This window comes from Ruegeria intermedia, from assembly GCF_900129345.1.
GTDB classification, from domain to species: Bacteria; Pseudomonadota; Alphaproteobacteria; order Rhodobacterales; family Rhodobacteraceae; genus Ruegeria; species Ruegeria intermedia.
Genome location: NZ_FQVK01000014.1, coordinates 71,398 through 91,062, shown reverse-complemented (window position 1 = coordinate 91,062; position 19,665 = coordinate 71,398). Strand labels below are relative to the sequence as shown.

Below are 19,665 nucleotides of genomic sequence, written 5' to 3'. Positions count from 1 at the left end.
ACTGACAGGCTACCACCGAAACGCATGCTATGTGGTTTCTGAACTGGCCACTGTTTCGATCAGACACTTTGGCCAAGCGAAGAAGGCGTAAGTACGGTTTCAAGTGATCAGCCCCAACTGAGTGGTCCAGCTTGATTGTCTGTGCAGCAGGTTAGATTGTTTGTGCCCTACCGTTGAATCCGTCCTGTTTAGTTGCAGTATGACCTGTTACGCCGCTTGAGCAGCGTCCCTAAACATGTTCGCGCCATGACGTCCGCTCCAGACGACAGGATCAATTCGAAGCACCGCGTTGAGTGTCCGAGTGCTAAAAAATGGAGCGCAGTACGCCCAGGGGACCCATTATGCTCCACCCCCCAACCAGACAAGCTCTCAAGAGTCGCCATTCGAGGATGCATCGTCGCGGCGACACAGCGCTGCAATGCTTTCCTCACCGCGCAGGCCAGCCAGGACAATCCTGATCTTCTCTTCCGCTGAATACTGTTTGCGGGTCTTCCGCTTGATGCCTCTGACCAGCTTATCAACGGCATCTTTGCTTGTTCCGGATTTCTTGTTCATCTTCGCTCCTTGATGGCTTCAATGAACCAGAAATCCTTCTGTAATCGGGCCTTGTTTTGCAAGGATAAGGCGTCTGAAGGTGCATGCTTCTGTCCGTGATCTGCGTGGTGCACTCATATGATGCGGTCGGCTTTGGTTCAGGAAAGCCCATCTCCGTTGCGACTTTGAATTCAAGCCAGGATTTCTGTCGGCTTTTCCCTCACCACGTCCCTTCAGGAGCGCCTTCCTTGCGGAAGGGTTTTCTTCCGTTCCTTCAGGCTGCTTTGAACTCGGTGCCATCCATCCACATCCGGTGCAGGATCACAGCCAGCTTTCTGGCAAGTGCGATCTTGGCACGTTTTGCGCCGCGTCTGGCGGCCACGCGCATCGCCCAGGCCTTGAGCGGCGTCCAACGGGACGATCTCACCAACATCACATGCGCCGCTTCGTAGAGTGCGGTTCTTACACTGGCATCCCCAGCTTTGGTTATCGAGCTGACACGGTCGGTCTCGCCGGACTGATACCGGCGTGGTGTCAGGCCAAAACAGGCTCCCACCGACTTCGATGAACGAAAGCGTTTGGGATCATCGATGGCCGCGCGGAAGGTCATGGCGATCACAGCGCCGACACCGGGAACTGTCATCAGGAGGCGACATACGGGATCCTTGCGGGACTGATCCCGGACAAGCTTGTCCAGCCTGGCAAACTCGTCTGCCATTGCTTCGCGCGCCGCCAAGAGCAGGGTGATTGCTGCCTCCAGAGCCGGATTGCCGTCGATCAGGTCGCGAACCAGATCACAAAGCCGGCCGCGAGCTCCTTTGGGAACCTTCAGGCCAAAACCACGAAGAAGCCCGCGAACGGAATTGTCGAGTTCCCGGATCCGCCGTCCAAAAGTGTCTCGGGCTGACAAATCAATCGCAAATCACGGGCGGCAGGGGTCTTCAGATGCACCGGTTGAAACCATCCCATGCGTAGCAACTCTGCGATGCCACGCGCATCACGCCGATCCGTTTTGACCGGGATGGCAGACAACGCCGCATGAACGCGTCGCGTCTCCATTGGGACAGGAACAAGACCATGCCGTTTCAGACCAGCCGCAAGAAACGAAGACATGGGGCCAGCTTCCAGGCTAATCGAACCAATCGCTTCGGGAAAAAATGGATTGAGCGCTGCCGCAAGATCGTCAGGGCGGCTCGGCACGGAAAGTTGCTTCGCGACATGGCCCTTGTCGTCAATCACGCAAATTGCCGTACTTTCAACCGAAACATCAAGTCCAATGTAATACGTCATGGTCATCTCCTCCGAGCTGCAAATCACCACATCCATTGTGGCGACTCGGCCCGATGACCGCATCTCCGTTGCTCAAACCCCTAAATCTGTCCGATAGGTGCTGACGTCAGACACAAAGTTGGGTTACGGGGAATAGTATCCCTAAACCGTCCCGTTGGCGCTGACATCAGAAGATTTACTACACAGCTCTTGTTCTACGATCAATCTTCTACGCGGGTCCATTTCTTCGGCATTCCCTTTGAGCCATGCAAGAATGTGCCGCAAATCCTCTGCTGACACCATTGCGTCGCGGGAGATGCGAAAACCAGCCATACGCTCAAGTTCGCGAGATCCCAGCATCGACTTTTCCAGATATGTCCGGACCGAAAATACAGGCATCGGGTCGGGAAAGAATGACTTGGTCGCAGCATTTACGCGCAGCGTACGCAGTACCAGTGCTCCGTCTCCGTGCGGTACAAGCATGTCGTAGGTTGTGTTGTCCTTCAGGTTGGTCAGGTTGTGTTCAAGGCCCAAGGACAACAGGGTTCGCAGAGACCGCGCCTTCTGAAGTATCTCGAGAACGTCTGCCCTTATCGTTTCAGGGGTCGACGCCTCTCGCTCCATCAGTCTGGAAATCGCATGATGCGAGATATTAGCGGCGATGTTGATGTAAGAATTGCTCTCAGCGGCACGCGAAACAAACATTAGGTCTGCCAGAATGACCGATCGTTCCGAAAATACCTTCTCCTCGTCCCCTGACATTGCAAAGACATCGGTTTCACGAGCAGACGTCATCCGAACGGCAATAACCGCCTTCATGACCTTGTCCCATTGGGCCAAATGAACAGCACCGAACGCAGGGCGCACATTCTTGGAAACTCTCTGAATAACGCGCCCAGGCTTCTTTGATGCAACCGAGTTGTGAAAGGCGGATAGTGCGGCCTTGCGCTGCGATGAGTTCAACCAGTCTGTTATTACGCTCAGGTCTGGACGATCCTGAATGAACTTCGTAGCATGCCCATTAGCCAATCTTGTGTACAAGGTTTCTGCTCCTGATCGCCAAAAAAACTTTATAGAATCAACAACATGCACAACTAAGGATCATCGACAAGTATCGATGTGAAATGGGGCGCACGTTAGTGTTCACCGCCGATTGTTAAGACCTGAGATTAACCCTTGCATATTTTGCTGGATTTGGACGGAACGCTCGTTAAAACGACCGCAAGCAAGTACGACGACATCAAGTATGGCCGCAATCGCTGCTTTTCACTTGACGAGATTCCGATTGTCGAAGGCGCGCGAGAATTCGTTGAGGCAGCGAAGAAACGCGGACACTCTGTGACGATCGTATCTGATTCCCACGACGCCTATGTCGGCCCTGTGTCGGAGAAGATTTTTGATGCGCCTTGGCTTGCACTCGCCGACAAGCCCAATACTGCGAAATTGAGGAGCTATCTCGAAAGACGTTTCGGGTTTCCTTCCAGCGCCATTGCAGAAGAGTTCCTTGTGGTCGGCGATACAGGGCTCAATATTCAATTGGCGCGAGGCCTATCTATCCCGTCTGTGCTGTTGCTTCCTGGCCCGGGCGACATTCCGTATGATCCCTACTACGATGGGCTGGCCAGTTGGGCGCGCCTCTGTATGGAGGGGGCGACTTACAATTGTCGTTCCTTCCGTGAACTCCTCCGCGTGATCGAAACGCCTGCAAAGCACCGTTTGGTTCTTGAAGATAAGCAAGGTAATGCCGCCGTTCGCATGTTCACCGCACGAAACCTCAATGATGGCTATACGCTCATTCGTTGCATCGGTCGCCAGCAGCAAGGGCCGTGCGACGCCTACGGCGCAATCGAGCGATACTACAAGTTCGGAAGCGAGGATCGAACCGAGAACTTCCTTGGAGAGGTTGTGCGTGATGTGAGTCGGTACCTGAATGACGAGGTTATGGCGCATGATGCGATCCGATGGGACATCATTACCTGCGTTGCGGACAAGGCAACGACGAAGCCCCCGCGTAAGATGGCGAAACTGCTTCATGAGTTGAACGTCGACCTACAGAAGAACGAACTTTTCGTTTGGTCGCCGGAGGTCACTGGAAGCATCCGACAAGAGAAACACCGTGCAGGTCGAATGGGGTTCATCAAGCGCTTCGTGCGCTTAGAAAGTGAGATAGATCTGCGGGGAAAGAGCGTTATCGTCGTCGACGATCAGTTCACGACAGGAGCAACCGCGATGTCGCACGTGGACATGTTGCTTGAAGCAGGTGTGCGGAACGTTCTGTTCCTCGCTCTTTTCTACCTGACTAACGAAGTTCCGGTAGAGAAGAGTTGTCCTCGATGCGGAAAGATTGCGCGAATCAAGTACCGAAAACGCGATGGGTCGCCGTTCTACAACTGCGTCCCACCTGAGTACAATGGAAACGGCTGCGGCTGGATGGGGAACATAACCAATGTTAGAAACTGATCTCGCACGCTACCTCTTAGCGTTGCTGGAAATCAAAGGCGTCGGTCCCGGTGCGATCAAGAAGAACTTCGCTCGGATCCAAGCTTCGCAATCAGATACTGAAGTTTTCGACGCGATGCGGCCAGTCATCGGCGCAGCCGATGAAGCCGATTGGAAGGCCGCGCTTTCCAAAGCCGAGCAATACCTCTCAAGATGCGCTGAGGTCGGAATTATTGCCGTAACGCTCGGCGACCCGAGATACCCTTCCCAACTCATAGAATTGAGCACACCCCCCGCTGTGCTATTCTGCCGGGGCGACCTATCCTTGCTTGCGGCCCCCACGCTTGGAGTGATCGGGACACGTAATACTACCCCGTTTGGTGAAACCGTTGCTGGTCGGGTTGGACGTCATTTTTCAGAGAGAAGTGTAAATCTCTGCAATGGCTTGGCCGACGGTATCGATATCCGCTCGGTCACGCACGATGGCGCCTTCTTGCCAGGAGTCATTGGTGTGATGGCTTGTGGTCTCGATATTCTGGAGTGCAACCTAACTTCCAAGAAGACGGCAGAGCGAGCCGGAAAACTCTTGGGAGCAAGAGGGCTTCTGGTATCAGAATTCGCGCCGGGTGCAGCCGAGGACCAGAATTCCGTGATAGCTTCGTGCCGTCTTCAAGCAGGCATGTCGCATTTGTTGCTTCTGGTTCAAAGTAGAATTGATGGTGGTTCGCGGTTCACTGTCGGACATTTCGCCAAGTTGCCCCGCAAGCTCGCTTTCATCGTACCGCCAGAGGAACAGTCGTCGGAAGCGGTGTTTGGGGCCAACCTTTTGCTCCTCGAGGGCAAAGAAGGGTTGGCCAGATTTGTTGGCCTGAAGACATCCAAGACAATGAAGGCCGACCTTTTACCTTTGCGCTCAAGGGACAGCTACGATGATGTCATGCGTAGTTTGGTTGGCGAAAACGGTTTCTTGATCTAATGAAAACGAAATGCTCTCGTCGCGGTAAGGTGGGCCGTCGCCCAGATAGAATTTCATCTATTTTCGTACAATCAACCAGTAGCATCGACTAACCGATAGCGGCCATTCGACAAGCAAGGACTGAAAGGCCGGGTGCGTTTTCTGAAACGGATCAGCGTCCGCGAAATGCATACATGGCAGCAAGGGCAGAAATGCGCAGGTAGCTTTTCCTCACCACAAATCCGCAAAAGAACTCGAAGAACTCTTAGAGCAGCGATCCTCGTGATCAGCCTCATCTGACTGGTCCAAGTTGATTGTAGTGCATCATCGGCCTCTGATCCATCGGGATGATGGTTTCAGGTGCTGGCGGGCGACAGCCCAGTGCACTGTGGGGGCGTTTTGTGTTGTAGTGTCTCCTCCATTATTCGATCAGGATTTGTGCTTCGCGCAGGCTGTAGAAGATTTCACCGTTGAGCAGCTCATCCCTGAAGCCGTTTCAGTTCCTTCAATTGATCAACGCCCATTCTACCGTACTTCTTCCGCCAGCGGTAATAGGTTTGCTCAACAACTCCGATCTGTCTGATCGCGTCAAGACGGGACATGCCTTGCCCCATCAGAACTTCAACCTGCCGTAACTTCGAGACAATCTCTTCGGGCTTCGGTCGCTTGTTTGCCATTCTCAGTCCTCCGTTTCCTAACAATAGCGGTGGACCAATTCAGATGGGGAAGCTCCGGCAACCTGCGCACACCGACAAACATGGTCTCTCAGCGTTGCGCTCCTGTGTTTTAGGAAACTGCGCTCACACTGAGTGAACAAATGCGAACCTACATCAGCAAGAAGATGCCATTTCCCCAGACAACAAATCTGCGATCCGCCGATACCGGGCTTTAGGTGCGATTTTTTTGCCAGACTGCGCGAAGTCTTTGCGGTGGCGCTTGTAGTTTTCGTAACAATCAATTGCACAAGCCAGTACTTTTTCTCTTTCTGTTTTCGGAATATTTGATCCGGATTTTTCAAGGCAAAGACGCACCATCTCGTCCTCCCCAAGGTTGGCTGCCAGCGCAAAAGCACTTGTGCCTACACATGTCCGCGCCATGACGTCTGCTCCCGACGACAAGATCAATTCGAAGCACCGCGTTGAGTGTCCGAGTGCCGCAGAGTGGAGCGCAGTACGCCCAAGCGAATCTGCGGCAGTGACATCGACCTGTCTATCAAGGAGCGCCTTGACCAAATCGACGTCTGCGTTCACAGCGGCAAGCATCAACGGGGACTGAAGCTTGAAATCCGTATCCTCAAGGGCTTTGCGATCCATGATCTGCGCCAAGGTCAAAACACCGTGTCTCAACCGGGCTTTCATTTCTTCAAACGAAATGGGAATGGTACCCGCTGGTGGTTCCGGCAGATCGCATCCAGTCATGTCGATCGTCATCTTCAAGATCAGGCTGAAAAACGTATCTCCACGCACGTCGCACAACTTTTTTTTGAGGGCTGTGTTGTGTCGTTTTTTCCAAGCGGCGGCTTCCTGATCTACGCGCCCCTGAAAAACTATTTGGCAATACTCTTTGAACACATCGCCGTGTTCTTCGAAAAATGGCCGTTCCAAGCGAGCGGCTCCCGGATAAGGCCGCGAAAGTTTGTTCCAAAAAGATTCAGATGCTTCCGGTGCAGCACTCCTCATCGCATGTTCAAAGGGGGCCACGGTTCCATCGGGAAAAACAAAAAAACGCTTAACGTCTTCAGGCTGCATGTTGCGTGACCAGGTTCGGAAAAATCTCTCAGCCTTTTTGACACTAAAGGACTGAAAGGCGACCTCCAGTGAGAAGCCGAGCCAAGCCAACTCGGTCTTGAGCTCACCAAAACCCCTTGAGTTACACGCATCCAAGGCTTCCAGGACCTTTGCTTTAGCAGTATCTGGGTCGTTTTGAGCGATGCAGTGCAGCGCTTCGAGATATAGGATATCCGCCTCGAACTCCGCCTTTCTCGGATGGCTTTGCGCTATTTCGAGAAGTTCCGAAAGGGACGACTGGCGATTGGGTTGGTTGCTCCTCCATATCGACACCCCTTTTTCTAAAAGCTTCTCCAAGGCGTCCCGCTCTTCAACGGCCTTGGCATCAACGTCTTCGGCCAGCGCCGCCGCAGAAAAGGTTCTATCCAAGAAAATGTTGTCCAACTCCCGACCGCGTGTTTTTCGTTTAAATTCGGAACTGAATCTGTGAGCAATGGCTTCTGGTCGTCGAAGCCCTTGTTCGTGGGGCATGATTCCCCAAAATGCCCCATTTGCGAGCCACTCAGGCACAGCTTCCCTGAACCGCCTATCATGAACCCGAAAAGGGCCATTTCCAGCGTCCACGGTCCATTTGTATGAGAGTTTGAAAAGCTCAATCAACTGGAGTGCTTTGTTGCTGAAGGGGTCTGGGTCGTCTGCGGGGACGTCCGGCGTCAAGGTTGCAACCGCGCGTTTGAAAGCGGCCTCAAGCGCGCGCGCAACCAGAAAGAGGCGTCGAATTCCCCATCGAGTTTCTACAGCAGTTACAAAAAGCGTCTTTTCATGTTCGCCCAGCCGCCCCGCAAAGGCTTGCTCGGCAATTCCCCGTGGAATCCGGGGGCAGCATTCGATCAGCCAAGTGACTTTTTCAGCTATACCGTCATGATCGAAACTTCTGTTCAAAAAGGCAATTGCGGCCTCAAAACGTCTCTCGACATCCGCATCTTGCGGCGATGCGAAAGTGGTGACTGGGAGGAACGTTTCTTTATCTGGGAACATCCGATAAATGGCATCAATTGATGGGGTTGTTTTTCCGGACTTCCAGTTTTGAAAAGTGCGGAGACGATCGTCGGTTGAATGCGGCCAGATGCTTCCCTGTTTTGTTCCAAGCTCACCTAACCACCACGTTGCCAGTGTTTCGACTGGTAACACGAGCCTTTGGGGATTGACTTCGCACGTTCGAGGCAGAAACCAGAGATCGCCGTTGGGAAGCTGCGGCGTCAGCGATTGGTCGAGGCTCCAGAATCCGTAGGTACGCCCCATTGCCGGCGCTAAATCCTGTGCAATTTCCCACAGCACTTGCCTTTCGTCCGCATCATACGTCCGGGAATAATTCCCGAAAGTGTCAAGCGTATTGAGTAAGTTGAAGGCACTCCTAAGAAAGTCATTAAAAAGATCTGAATCCTTTGGAATCTCCACTGCTCGCCGAACATCCTCCAGTAGAGCCTTTAGCAACTCTTGGTGGCGTACATGGCCCATTTCTCCCTTTTGAAATCGCTGCTTGATTGCCGTCTGAAGCTCAACGGGTGCAAGCAGACCTGAAATCGTCAGAACGGCGGATTCGAAAGAAGGTATTGTCGTCATTGTTTTGTCTCTCAACGTCTTCGCGTTGGTCAATTTACTGCCACCTGCACATCGCGCGACGAAATCGGTCGTACATAGACGTTTTTCTGAATCGCCGCAGCAGTGAATGAGGGCAATGCTTTCTCAAGCGTGCGATTTTCCAAGTGTACGATTGGTTTCGTCGCATTCGCTCCAAAAGTGGCGAGATTTCGTTTTGTGGATCCTGCATTCAAGCTCACGGAGAACGAGATGATTTCGTCAAAAAGATGGAAAATCGATGAACTGGTTGTGAACTGGCACTTGACCGAGGCATGCAACTTCGGTTGCCAGTTCTGCTACGCGCAATGGAAGAAAGCCGATAAGCGGGAAGTCTGGCGCGACGAAGCAAAGACGCTTCGTTTGCTCTCTGAGATCTCCCGTTTCTTTGCCCCAGCAAACCCGCGAAACCCCCTTAGTGACTATCTTGAGTGGTCAAGAGTCCGCCTGAGCATTGCCGGCGGCGAACCTACACTCTTGGGAGACCCTCTGGTTAGAATTGCACAGCAGGCAAAGCGCTTGGGGCTTGACGTAAGCCTCATAACCAACGGCAGCCGTTTGGAGACAGTCGAAAAGGTCCTGCCATATTTGGCCCTGCTTGGACTAAGTTTGGATTCAGCAAAGCCTGATACGAATGCCACAATCGGACGTTTGGACCGCAGAGGCAATCAGGTCTGTTTGACCCAAATTCATGAACTGCTGAGCACTGCGCGCACGCAAGCAAACGGCCCCAAGATCAAGATCAATACCGTCGTCAATAGCGCAAACCATACCGAAGATTTCAGCCCTTTATTGTACGCTCTACAGCCGGATCGCTGGAAGGTCCTACGCATGCTTCCCGCTACAAACAGCGCGTTGGAAATCGGGTCCCACGAATTCGATGCGTTCGTACGAAGACACCACGTGTTCAAAGGTATCATGTCCGTTGAGGACAACCATGTGATGGAAAAATCATACCTAATGATTGATCCGAATGGGCGCTTTTTTCAAAATGGAACAGGCCAAAAGGAATACAAGTATAGCAATCCTATACTTGAGGAGGGTTTGAGGAATGCACTAAGCCAGATCGCTTTTTGTCCTGAACGCTTCGCACTCAGGTACCGCCCCGTTTTTCCAGGGGAGGTGGCATGAAGTACTCATCCGACAAAGACATCCATCGATTGATAAGAAACCTGGTTTCCCAAGGCTGGCAGTTCAAACGCCGCTCTAAACACGGTCGCCTTATTTCGCCCAGCGGCGCAATAATCACGGTGTCGACGAGTCCGGGTGACACGAAAACGTTGCAAATTCTTCGGTCTCGAATACGCCGAGCCAACGAAAATTAGAGCAGATTTTAGGTGGGGCCATTCTCTGCAACAAATGAGCTCTTGAACTCCGGCTGGCGCACGTCAACACCCCGACGGCGGCCTGCTGAACCAAGATCCATCTTTCGTCCAGCTACGTGGCCCCAACAAACCTAACTTTTCGTCGCTTCGGGCAGCCTTCATTCTGTCCGCACATATTTTCGCAGGCCAAAGCCGATCGGTTTTCTCGCATCAACAAGGGCGCCTACATGGATCCAGCCGTTCGTTAAACTCGTGCCTTCGGCGATACGCTGGAGGCACCATCTGGTTGAGGCATTGATACCCCCACAACATTTTGTAGTCGCTACGAAAATCGCCCGGTTCTATTAACGCACTACGCGGCGAACCACTATCCGCCGCGTAATTGTCCAATGCATTCCTCAAAGCTATGGCGGACTGAACAGTCGTTGCTCGCACCCCCAACGAAGGTCCGCTTTGGCCAATTAGCCGAGCCTCAGCATCCGAGACATGAAATCAGAAAAGGCAGCACAGATTCCGCCCTCGGTGCCATCTAATTCATGTCGCGACCAACGCAGTGGCCTGCCCGCGCCCTGCGGCGAGGACGACATACGATGATAGCTCTTTGGATAGAGATCAGGTCGCCAGGCGGGGAGACTGAAAGTTAGTAGCCAATTGTCGATCTTGAACTCATCTGCCGTCCAGAATGCGTCCAGACGAAACGGCAGGATGTTCTCAAGAAGTGGTTGGTAAGACGCAGGCGTGCGATCATTGATCGCCAACAGCACAACGACATCGTGACAGTATTCCAGATAGACTACTGGGATAGGCTCAATACGAAAAACCGAACCTTGGACCCGGTGCCTTTCACTCAGAGCTTGGAGATCCTTCTCGAAAAAAGAAATCGACCCCGGGTAATACCTTTTGATCCATGTGCCATGCCAAGCGTTCCGCCCGTAACCAAGATAAAGCATCTTTCCGAAATGAATGTCACGAGGAAGGCGACTTCGTTCTGCCAAAGATGACGGTGGTATTCTTGTAAGGTTGCAGTATTTCCTTCTTTGCGCTTCTCGCTCCTCGTATTCTCGAACAAGCTGTTGATAGTCTTCCATAGTTTGCTCCAACCACGACGGTCTGAAATTGCAATCAGCACCGCTCTTCAGCCAATTTCAAGCAGAAGATGAAAGTTTGACTGATGGTGCCTCTGATTGGCACGACACTCCGAGATAAACGTAAAATTCGTGATTTAGCGGTGGCTGCGAGGCCAACGAACGCCAGTCAAATTATTTGCTGTAATCTGAATACAGAAAAACATTGACACTGGACGCTAACCGTGAAATCTCTGTATCAACATTACAGAGAGACTCCATGATTCTGAGCGAAATTTGCAGCATAGCAACTGGGTACACAACCCGCGGCCGACTGGAGCCAGCTCAGTCGGGCGGCTCTCTCGCAATCCAGATGCGCGACGTTCAGGAAGGCAGAGGCTTGGATACGGATAATTTGCAGCGGTGTAAATTCGACACCCCGGTGGAGCGCTACTTGGTGCACGGCGGGGAAATCATCTTCAAATCGCGTGGCGAAAGCAACACTGCGATGGCAATCGAACAGTTAAGCGAACCTGCGGTCGCAATCCTTCCCCTGTTTATTTTACGCCCAAAGGACGATGTCGTACTTCCCGATTACCTCGCCTGGGCCATCAACCAGCGCGAAACCCAAAGACGCCTCGATGCAGAAGCTCAAGGAACCGGAGTCAGAATGATTTCCAAGTCAACTCTTGAGCGGATTGAACTCCCCTTGCCAGACATCGAAACTCAGCGCCTTATCGTGGCAATCGCAGATCTCGCATACCGGGAGGGCGCACTCCTACAAGAACTCGCCAATCGCCGGGAGCAATTGTCCAGCCTAATCTTGGCAAAGTGCGCAAGAAAATCGCGAAAGAAGGAAACTCGGCAGTGACCGATCAAATTACTCAGGACCAAGTCAACAGTGCCGCTTGGGCGGCTTGCGACACATTTCGAGGCGCAGTCGATCCCGCCCAATACAAGGACTACATTCTCGTAATGTTGTTCCTGAAGTACATTTCGGACCTTTGGAACGACCATCTCGAGGCCTACCGTAAGCAGTATGGCGACGATGAAACCCGCATTCGGCGGCGACTCGAGCGCGAGCGCTTTATCCTGCCCGAAGGCGCCAGCTTCTATGATCTCTACGCCCAGCGGAACGAGGCCAACATCGGCGAGCTGATCAACATCGCGCTGGAACGGATCGAAGACGGCAACCGGGCCAAGCTCGAGGGCGTCTTTCGCAACATCGACTTCAACTCCGAAGCCAATCTGGGTCGACCGAAGGACCGCAACCGCCGCCTGAAGAACCTGCTGGAGGACTTCGCCAAGCCCGCCCTCGATCTGCGCCCTTCGCGCATTTCCGAAGACGTTATTGGCGAGTGTTACATCTACCTCATTTCGAAATTCGCTTCGGACGCCGGCAAAAAGGCCGGTGAGTTCTACACTCCTGCTGCCGTTTCGCGCCTGCTTGCCAAGCTGGCCGCGCCGCAGCCCGGCAACACGATCTGCGATCCCGCCTGCGGGTCCGGCTCGTTGCTGATCCAGGCCTCGCAGGAAGTCGGGTCTGAGAACTTCGCCCTCTACGGGCAGGAGGTGAACGGGGCGACCTGGGCGCTGGCTCGGATGAACATGTTCCTGCATGCCCGCGACGCCGCGCGCATCGAATGGTGCGACACGCTCAACAGCCCCGCGCTGGTCGAGGGCGACCACCTGATGCGGTTCGACGTGGTGCTCGCCAACCCGCCTTTCTCGCTCGACAAGTGGGGGGCGGAAAATGCTCCCAGCGACCAGTACAACCGTTTCTGGCGCGGCGTGCCGCCCAAGTCCAAGGGCGACTACGCATTCATCACCCACATGATCGAGACCGCCAAGCGGCAGTCTGGTCGGGTTGCCGTGATCGTGCCGCATGGCGTGCTGTTCCGGGGCGGGGCCGAGGGGCGCATCCGCCAGCAGCTGATCGAGGAGAACCTGCTCGATGCCGTCGTCGGCCTGCCCGCCAACCTGTTCACCACCACGGGCATCCCGGTCGCCATTCTGATCTTCGACCGCTCGCGCGAGGACGGCGGCGCGAACGCGGACCGGCGCGACGTGCTGTTCATCGACGCCAGCAAGGAGTTCACGCCGGGCAAGACCCAGAACGTGATGGACGACGCACATGTGGCGAAGGTGCTGGAGACCTACGCCGCCCGCGCCGAGGTCGAGCGGTATTCGCACCGGGCGGCGCCTGAGGAGATCGCCGAGAACGGCTATAACCTCAACATCCCCCGCTATGTCGACACCTTCGAGCCCGAGGAAGAGATCGACGTCGCCGCCGTGCAGAAGGACATCCTGCGGATCGAGGCCGAGCTGGCCGAGGTGCGAGAGAAGATGGCCGGGTACCTGAAGGAGCTCGGTGTCGATGCGTGAGGGGTGGAGAGACGTCAGGCTCGGCGAGCTGGGTGTTCTTCTCAAGGGCAAGGGTATTTCCCGGGCAGATTTGGCATCTGATGGGGTGCCCTGTCTCCGGTATGGGGAAATCTACTCGACTTACGGTAGCGTGACCGAACACCTTGTTTCACGCGTTGAGAACAGCCGCTCGAATGACGCGCTGCAGCTGCTACCCGGTGACATCGTCCTCGCGGCATCTGGAGAAACTGCAGAAGAAATCGGAAAAGCAGTCGCATATATAGGTCGAAAGCCCGGACGGGTCGGTGGCGATACTATTGTTATTAGGGATCACGGACAGGACCCTATTTTTTTGGGAAACTTGCTTAACTCGCCTAATGTGGTTCGCCAGAAGGCGCGCTTAGGCAAGGGACAGTCCGTCGTTCATATACACGCACCTGATATTGCGGATATATTGGTTCACCTCCCCCCACTCCCCGAACAGCGCAAGATCGCCGAGATCCTGCGGACCTGGGACGAGGCGCTCGAAAAGCTCACCGCCCTCCGCGCGGCGAAGGTGCAGCGGCTCGAAGGCATCGCCCAGCAACTTCTGGCCCCCAGCCGGGCAATCGGGCGGGGTGTGCCGCAGTCGAACTGGGCGCCAAGCAGCTTTGGCGAAGTCTTCGAGGAGCGGCAGGACAAGAACGCTGGTCTTAGCTCGGACGACGTCGTCACAGTTGGAAAATACGCTATCCGCAAGCAGTCGGAGCACTTCACGCGGAGCGTCGCCAGCAAGGATTTGTCGAATTACTGGACCATTTCGCCCGGCGATTTTGTCTACGATCCAATGTCCGCATATTACGGAGCTATCGGACGGTATGCGGGCTCAGCCGACGGGATCGTGAGCCCTGCCTACAGGGTCATCAAGCTGAGCCCCGACGTAGATCCTGAATTCATGGTGGCGCTCCTTCGCACACATCACATTCGGTTCCTACTGGAAACGCGATCGAGCCAAGGGAACAAGGAAGGAAAGCGCCGCCTCCTGCAACGCAATGAGTTCGAAAGAATCGAGTTCAAGCTGCCCCCGAGGGAGGCGCAACGCGAGATCGCCACGAAGCTTGCGGTGTTTAGCCGCGACTTGAAACTGACTGAACTCGAAATCGACGCCCTGACCCGCCAGAAACGCGGCCTCATGCAGAAGCTGCTGACAGGAGAATGGCGGGTGCAACTTGACTCAACCGACGACCGCAGCCCGAAAAAGGAGGCTCAACATGCCAAATAGCAAGAATTACTGGACCCAGCAGCGCCCCGACGGAAAGTGGGAGTCCAAGGCCGAAGGCGCGAAACGCGCCAGCAAAGTCGCCGGTACGCAGGCCGAAGCCTGGGCGCACTCCCGCCAAATGGCCGCCGAGAAAAAGGGCGAAGCCTATCTCAGGGGTCGCGACGGCAAGATCCGCGAACGCAACACCTACGGCAACGATCCCTATCCGCCGAAAGGGTGACGGCTACTACCGGCGAATTGGCGCAACAAATTTCAGTAGGAGGACATTGGCTATGAACGAGCCGAAACGAACGGCGCTGATTTACGATTTCGATGGAACGCTGGCTCGCGGCAACCTGCAGGAAACGAGCTTTATCCCGAACATCGGAATGACCAAAGAGGACTTCTGGTCTGAGGTGAAGGAGCGAACACAGCATCACGACGCCGATGAAATTCTCGTCTACATGCATCTGATGCTCGACAAGGCGCGCGAGCGGGGCATTCAGGTGACAGTCGACGACCTGCGACGCCACGGCAAGGAAGCCCCCCTGTTTCCGGGGCTTGCGGACAAGTCATGGTTCGATCGCATCAACGCCCATGCTGCCGAGCGCGGACTCCTACTCGAGCACTATATTGTCTCGTCTGGCATCCACGAGATGATTGAGGGATGCGCAATCAGCGATGCTTTCCGTCAAATCTTTGCTTCGAAATTCATTTACACCGATGGTGTAGCGGCTTGGCCGGGGGTCGGCATCAATTACACGACCAAGACCCAGTACCTATTCCGAATTAATAAGGGCATCGACAACCACTGGGACAATGTCTCAATAAACAACTACATGCCCGAAAACGAACGTCCGATCCCGTTCGACCGGATGATCTTCCTTGGGGATGGCGATACGGACATTCCAACAATGAAAATGCTGACCCACAAAGGAGGGCATTCGGTCGCGGTGTACGACCCGGACAGAACGGATCGCGACCTTAAGAAAATCCACAAGCTGATTTCGGATGGACGCGTCGAGTTTGTCGCGCCGGCCGACTACGAAGAAAACTCCCAAATCGACATAATCGTAAAGGGAATTCTCGGTCGGATCGCACGCAAGAACGGATACAGGCCATCAGAATGACCTTCAACGCCGCGGAGAAACATCAGTCTCAGGTGCCGGCACTGCAGCTGCTCGTGGCGCTCGGGTTCACCCCGCTCTCGCAAGAGGAAGCGCTGCGCCTCCGCGGCGGGCGCCTCCGGAACGTTGTGCTGGATGATGTGCTCACTGAGCAGCTGATGCGCATCAACCGCTTCACGCATCGGGGTCGCGAGTACTCCTTCGACCTCGAGGACGCGCATGAGGCAATGCGGCGGCTTAAGCCCACGCCGGACCGGCTAAAGGGTCTCCGCGGAACGAACCAGGACATCTACGACACGCTCGTTCTCGGCACGACCATCACCAAGTCCATCGACGGCGACTCGAAGAGCTACTCGTTCCGCTACATCGATTGGGAGCGGCCGGAGAACAACGTCTTCCACGTCACCGCAGAGTTCTCGGTCGAAAGGACCGCATCGAGCCAGACCAAGCGCTGCGACATCGTCGCATTCGTGAACGGCATCCCGATCCTGGTGATCGAGAACAAGCGTCCGACCGAGAGCCTGAAGAAGGCGGACAGCCAGCTGATCGGCTACCAGAACGAGGACAACATACCGCAGCTCTTCCATTTCGCCCAGCTGCTGATCGGCATGAACCGCAACGAGGCGCGCTACGCGACCGTCGGGACGCCGCGGAAATTCTGGCAGACCTGGCGCGACGAGGAAGACACCGACGAGGCCATCGCGCCCTTTGCCAACCGCGTGCTCACCGCAGCGGAGAAGGACGCCATCTTCTCCGGTGATTTCGCCGGCGCTCGCACTTATTTCGACGCGCTGGCCGCTGAGGGAGAGCGCGCGGTCACGGTTCAGGACCGGACGGTGTACGCGCTGTGCCGCCCCGAGCGGCTGCTCGATCTTATCCGCCGCTTCACCGTGTTCGACGGCGGCGTCCGCAAGGTGGCACGCCATCAGCAGTTCTTCGGGATCCGTCGCGCGGTCGAGACGGTCAAGCAGCATGATATCAGCGGCGCCAGGAAGGGCGGCGTGATCTGGCACACGCAGGGCTCGGGCAAGTCGCTGACGATGGTGATGCTTGGGCGCTCGCTCGCTCTCGAGCGCAGCATCGAAAACCCGCGGATCATCATCGTCACGGACCGCGACGATCTCGACAAGCAGATCAAGGACACCTTCAAGTCCTGTGACCTCGAACCGGTTCGGGCGACGAGTGGGTCTCATCTTCTGGAGCTCGTCCACAACAAGGCTCCGCTGGTCACCGCGATCATCAACAAGTTCGACACGGCGCTGAGGAACAGCAAGCTGGCGGACGAGGATCCGAACATCTTCGTGCTGGTCGACGAGAGCCACAGGACGCAGACGGGGCGCTACGGCGGACACAGCCAGTTCGCCGCGAAGATGCGGCGCCTACTGCCGAAGGCCTGCTACCTCGGCTTCACCGGCACGCCCCTGCTGAAGAAGGAGAAGAACACGTTTTCGACCTTCGGGCGGCTGATCCACCGCTACGCCATCGACGAGGCGGTCGCCGACGGCGCCGTCGTGCCGCTGCTCTACGAGGGACGGCTTGTCGAGCAGCAGGTCTCGGGCACCGTGATCGACCGCTGGTTCGAGAAGATCAGCGAGGGGCTAACCGACAGCCAGAAGGCCGACCTCAAGCGCAAGTTCTCCCGGATGGACGCGCTGTCGAAGACCGACCAGGCCATCCGAGCCAAGGCGTTCGACATCTCCGAGCACTATCGCCAGCACTGGCAGGGCACTGGCTTCAAGGCGCAGCTCGTTGCCCCCTCGAAGGCCGCAGCCGTCCGCTTCAAGGAGGTCCTCGACGAGATCGGCCACGTCTCGAGCGCGATCGTCATTTCGCCGCCGGACGAGAACGAGGGCAACGAGGAGGTCGACCAGGAATCCAAGGACCTCGTGCGCCGCTTCTGGTCGCAGATGATGACGCGGTACAAGACCGAGGAGGAGTACAACCGCCAGATCATCGATGCCTTCAAGGGTTCCGGCGATCCCGAGATCCTGATCGTCGTCTCTAAGCTGCTCACCGGCTTCGACGCCCCCCGGAACACGGTGCTCTACGTATGCAAGTCCCTGAGGGAACACAACCTGCTGCAGGCGATTGCGCGCGTGAACCGCCTCTACGAGGACGGCGGTACGGAGAAGCAGTTCGGTATCATCGTCGATTACGAGGGGCTGCTGGGCGAGTTGGACAGCGCCCTGACAACCTATAGCGCCTTCGAAGGTTACGAGGCCGCGGACCTCGCAGGGACGGTGCACGATGTCCGGGAGGAAATCCGCAAGCTACCCCAGCTGCACGATCAGCTTTGGGACCTTTTTAAGCCGGTGAGGAACAAGAAGGATATGGAACAGTTCGAGCAGCACCTCGCTGACGAGGCGCTGCGCCATGAGTTCTACGCACGCCTCAAGGCGTTCAGCCGCTGCCTGCACATCTCGCTCTCGTCCGACAAGCTGTTCGATGTCTTCGACGAGACCAAGGTCGATGCCCTGAAACGCGATTGGAAACAGTTCTCCGAACTCAAGCGCTCGGTCCAGCTCCGCTATCAGGAGACGGTCGATGTCCGCGAGTTCGAGCCGAAGATCCAGAAGCTCCTTGATGACCACGTCGTAGCAATGCCGGCGGAGACCATCATCGAGGTGGTCAACATCAACGATCCCGACGCGCTGAAGGCCGTCGTCGAAGAGACGGGGGTCTCCGAGGCCTCGAGGGCCGATCGCATCGCCAGCGCGACCCGGCGGGCGATCACCGAGAAGATGGATGAGGACCCGACGTTCTACAAACAGTTCTCCGAGCTGCTCGAAGAGACCATCCGCGCCTACCGCGAGAAGCGGCTGTCTGAGCGCGAATACCTGAACAGCGTCGTGGACCTCGCGAGCAAAGTCGCACGCAAAGATCGCGGCCGAGATGTTCCGGAAAGCATTCGGGGCGACGAGAATGCACAAGCGTTCTTCGGGATCCTTGACGGTCAGCTCAAGACCGAGGGCGATGAGCTGGTAGCCGGCGACGATGTCGCAGCGATCGCTCAACAGATCATCGACATCATCAAGTCCCACCTGATCGTGGACATCTGGTCGAACGAGGTGGCCCAGAACAATCTGCGCAACGCCATCGATGACTTCTTCTTTGACGTCCTGCGCGACGAGAGGGGCGTCGACCTTCCTGTAGAGGTGCTCGACGATCTCGAACTGAGGATCATGGACCTCGCCCGGGCTCGGTTCGCTGCATGACGCGGGAGTTGCACTGCCTGCAGTACGGTAAGCAGGAGATCCAATACGAAATCGTCCGCCGCCCGAGGACGACACTGGAGATCGCCGTCGAGCCGGATGCGTCGGTGGTGATCGCGGCCCCGGAGGACGCGACACTGGACGCAATCGAAGCCAAGCTGCGGAAGCGCGCAGCATGGGTGACAAGGCAGCAACGGTACTTCTCCCAGTTCCTGCCGCGGACGCCGGAGCGCAGGTTCGTCGCCGGAGAGACGCATCTCTACCTCGGGCGCCAGTACCGGCTGAAGGTCGTGCCGCATGTGCAGGAAGGCGTGAAGCTGATCCGCGGCTTCATCGTCGTGCAGACTCACCGGCCGACCAGGCCGGAGGTGACACGCGAACTGGTCGAGGCATGGTACCGCGATCGGGCTCACATCAAGTTTCCTGAGCGAGTCGAGTTCTGTCTTGGACTATTCCCAGATCCAGAAGCCTTTCGGCCAAAAGGACTCATCGTACGTCAGATCCGGCAAAGGTGGGGATCAATGTCTCCGGCCGGTCGCCTGCTGCTCAACATCCGATTGGTGCAAGCCCCTATAGACACGATCGACTACGTCATAACGCATGAGCTCTGTCACTTGGCCGAGCCCCATCACGGCGCAGCGTTTTACAAGTTGCTCGAAGTCGTCATGCCAGATTGGGAAAAAAGGAAGCGCCATCTGGAAATTGTCATGTCTTAGGGAAACCGCTACTCTGAAACTGACAGTCAAATTTTTGCCGCCAAAAAAAAGACGA

14 protein-coding genes and 4 pseudogenes are annotated in these 19,665 nt (G+C 55.7%); 10 read left to right on the top strand and 8 right to left on the bottom strand.

From position 1 onward, the window contains the following. Positions 1 to 188: 188 nt before the first annotated feature. From F3H26_RS20005 to F3H26_RS11465, 4 genes and pseudogenes are all read right to left on the bottom strand, one after another. Positions 189 to 383, bottom strand: coding sequence for an ankyrin repeat domain-containing protein (locus F3H26_RS20005; RefSeq protein WP_188127752.1), 195 nt, complete (start codon positions 381 to 383; stop codon positions 189 to 191). Between the two features lie 13 nt (positions 384 to 396). Continuing rightward, a pseudogene (locus tag F3H26_RS19460) lies at positions 397 to 555 on the bottom strand (IS3 family transposase); the annotation flags it as partial. 253 nt (positions 556 to 808) lie between these two features. Next, a pseudogene (locus tag F3H26_RS11470) lies at positions 809 to 1,824 on the bottom strand (IS110 family transposase). A 141-nt stretch (positions 1,825 to 1,965) separates the two neighbouring features. Continuing rightward, positions 1,966 to 2,844, bottom strand: coding sequence for a hypothetical protein (locus tag F3H26_RS11465; RefSeq protein WP_149776190.1), 879 nt, complete (start codon positions 2,842 to 2,844; stop codon positions 1,966 to 1,968). A gap of 135 nt (positions 2,845 to 2,979) precedes the next feature. Here F3H26_RS11465 and F3H26_RS11460 point away from each other — a divergent pair, with 135 nt between their 5' ends. Together F3H26_RS11460 and F3H26_RS11455 are read left to right on the top strand one after the other, a co-directional pair. Beyond that, positions 2,980 to 4,263: a hypothetical protein gene (locus F3H26_RS11460; protein WP_149776189.1), complete on the top strand. Its 1,284-nt coding sequence runs from the start codon at positions 2,980 to 2,982 to the stop codon at positions 4,261 to 4,263. After that, positions 4,250 to 5,218, top strand: coding sequence for a DNA-processing protein DprA (locus F3H26_RS11455; protein ID WP_149776188.1), 969 nt, complete (start codon positions 4,250 to 4,252; stop codon positions 5,216 to 5,218). Before F3H26_RS11460 ends, F3H26_RS11455 begins: the two co-directional genes overlap by 14 nt. Positions 5,219 to 5,489: 271 nt before the next feature. Here F3H26_RS11455 and F3H26_RS11450 read toward each other — a convergent pair. The 3 genes and pseudogenes from F3H26_RS11450 to F3H26_RS11440 form a co-directional block, all read right to left on the bottom strand. After that, positions 5,490 to 5,684 (bottom strand): annotated as a pseudogene (locus tag F3H26_RS11450) (integrase core domain-containing protein); the annotation flags it as partial. Beyond that, positions 5,683 to 5,874 (bottom strand): annotated as a pseudogene (locus tag F3H26_RS20100) (transposase); the annotation flags it as partial. The pseudogenes F3H26_RS11450 and F3H26_RS20100, both read right to left, overlap by 2 nt. Before the next feature lie 153 nt (positions 5,875 to 6,027). Next, positions 6,028 to 8,580, bottom strand: a complete 2,553-nt coding sequence (locus F3H26_RS11440; protein WP_149776187.1) for an ankyrin repeat domain-containing protein — start codon at positions 8,578 to 8,580, stop codon at positions 6,028 to 6,030. A gap of 69 nt (positions 8,581 to 8,649) precedes the next feature. On the opposite strand from F3H26_RS11440, the gene F3H26_RS11435 reads away from it, so the two are divergent. Next, positions 8,650 to 9,693: a viperin family antiviral radical SAM protein gene (locus F3H26_RS11435; RefSeq protein WP_188127750.1), complete on the top strand. Its 1,044-nt coding sequence runs from the start codon at positions 8,650 to 8,652 to the stop codon at positions 9,691 to 9,693. Between the two features lie 655 nt (positions 9,694 to 10,348). Here F3H26_RS11435 and F3H26_RS11425 read toward each other — a convergent pair. After that, complete coding sequence (locus F3H26_RS11425) at positions 10,349 to 10,975, bottom strand: hypothetical protein (RefSeq protein WP_149776184.1); 627 nt, start codon at positions 10,973 to 10,975, stop codon at positions 10,349 to 10,351. Positions 10,976 to 11,231: 256 nt separating this feature from the next. Between F3H26_RS11425 and F3H26_RS11420 the strand changes: the two genes are divergently transcribed. The 7 genes from F3H26_RS11420 to F3H26_RS11390 are packed head-to-tail and all read left to right on the top strand — an operon-like array spanning position 11,232 to position 19,610. Continuing rightward, positions 11,232 to 11,822 (top strand): restriction endonuclease subunit S, encoded by a 591-nt coding sequence (locus F3H26_RS11420; protein ID WP_149776183.1) that lies wholly within the window; start codon positions 11,232 to 11,234, stop codon positions 11,820 to 11,822. Continuing rightward, positions 11,783 to 13,336 carry a type I restriction-modification system subunit M gene (locus F3H26_RS11415; RefSeq protein WP_316635444.1) on the top strand — a complete coding sequence of 518 codons (1,554 nt, stop codon included), beginning with the start codon at positions 11,783 to 11,785 and terminating at the stop codon, positions 13,334 to 13,336. The genes F3H26_RS11420 and F3H26_RS11415 overlap by 40 nt, the downstream gene beginning before the upstream one ends. Next, entirely contained in the window at positions 13,329 to 14,576 is a 1,248-nt protein-coding gene (locus F3H26_RS11410) for a restriction endonuclease subunit S (protein WP_149776181.1), read from the top strand. Before F3H26_RS11415 ends, F3H26_RS11410 begins: the two co-directional genes overlap by 8 nt. Beyond that, a complete protein-coding gene (locus F3H26_RS11405) occupies positions 14,566 to 14,796 on the top strand; it encodes a DUF2188 domain-containing protein (protein WP_149776180.1) in 231 nt (76 codons plus the stop codon). The genes F3H26_RS11410 and F3H26_RS11405 overlap by 11 nt, the downstream gene beginning before the upstream one ends. Positions 14,797 to 14,848: 52 nt before the next feature. Further along, positions 14,849 to 15,685: an HAD family hydrolase gene (locus tag F3H26_RS11400; protein ID WP_149776179.1), complete on the top strand. Its 837-nt coding sequence runs from the start codon at positions 14,849 to 14,851 to the stop codon at positions 15,683 to 15,685. Continuing rightward, entirely contained in the window at positions 15,682 to 18,897 is a 3,216-nt protein-coding gene (locus F3H26_RS11395; protein WP_149776178.1) for a type I restriction endonuclease subunit R, read from the top strand. Before F3H26_RS11400 ends, F3H26_RS11395 begins: the two co-directional genes overlap by 4 nt. Beyond that, positions 18,894 to 19,610: a M48 family metallopeptidase gene (locus F3H26_RS11390; RefSeq protein WP_149776177.1), complete on the top strand. Its 717-nt coding sequence runs from the start codon at positions 18,894 to 18,896 to the stop codon at positions 19,608 to 19,610. The genes F3H26_RS11395 and F3H26_RS11390 overlap by 4 nt, the downstream gene beginning before the upstream one ends. Positions 19,611 to 19,665: the final 55 nt, after the last annotated feature.

Bases quoted from the DNA above. Each gene is read 5' to 3' on its own strand.
- F3H26_RS11410 (WP_149776181.1), top strand. From the start codon at position 13,329: ATGCGTGAGGGGTGGAGAGACGTCAGGCTCGGCGAGCTGGGTGTTCTT.
- F3H26_RS20005 (WP_188127752.1), bottom strand. From the start codon at position 383: ATGGCGACTCTTGAGAGCTTGTCTGGTTGGGGGGTGGAGCATAATGGG.
- F3H26_RS11420 (WP_149776183.1), top strand. From the start codon at position 11,232: ATGATTCTGAGCGAAATTTGCAGCATAGCAACTGGGTACACAACCCGC.
- F3H26_RS11390 (WP_149776177.1), top strand. From the start codon at position 18,894: ATGACGCGGGAGTTGCACTGCCTGCAGTACGGTAAGCAGGAGATCCAA.
- F3H26_RS11455 (WP_149776188.1), top strand. From the start codon at position 4,250: ATGTTAGAAACTGATCTCGCACGCTACCTCTTAGCGTTGCTGGAAATC.
- F3H26_RS11405 (WP_149776180.1), top strand. From the start codon at position 14,566: ATGCCAAATAGCAAGAATTACTGGACCCAGCAGCGCCCCGACGGAAAG.
- F3H26_RS11425 (WP_149776184.1), bottom strand. From the start codon at position 10,975: ATGGAAGACTATCAACAGCTTGTTCGAGAATACGAGGAGCGAGAAGCG.
- F3H26_RS11400 (WP_149776179.1), top strand. From the start codon at position 14,849: ATGAACGAGCCGAAACGAACGGCGCTGATTTACGATTTCGATGGAACG.
- F3H26_RS11395 (WP_149776178.1), top strand. From the start codon at position 15,682: ATGACCTTCAACGCCGCGGAGAAACATCAGTCTCAGGTGCCGGCACTG.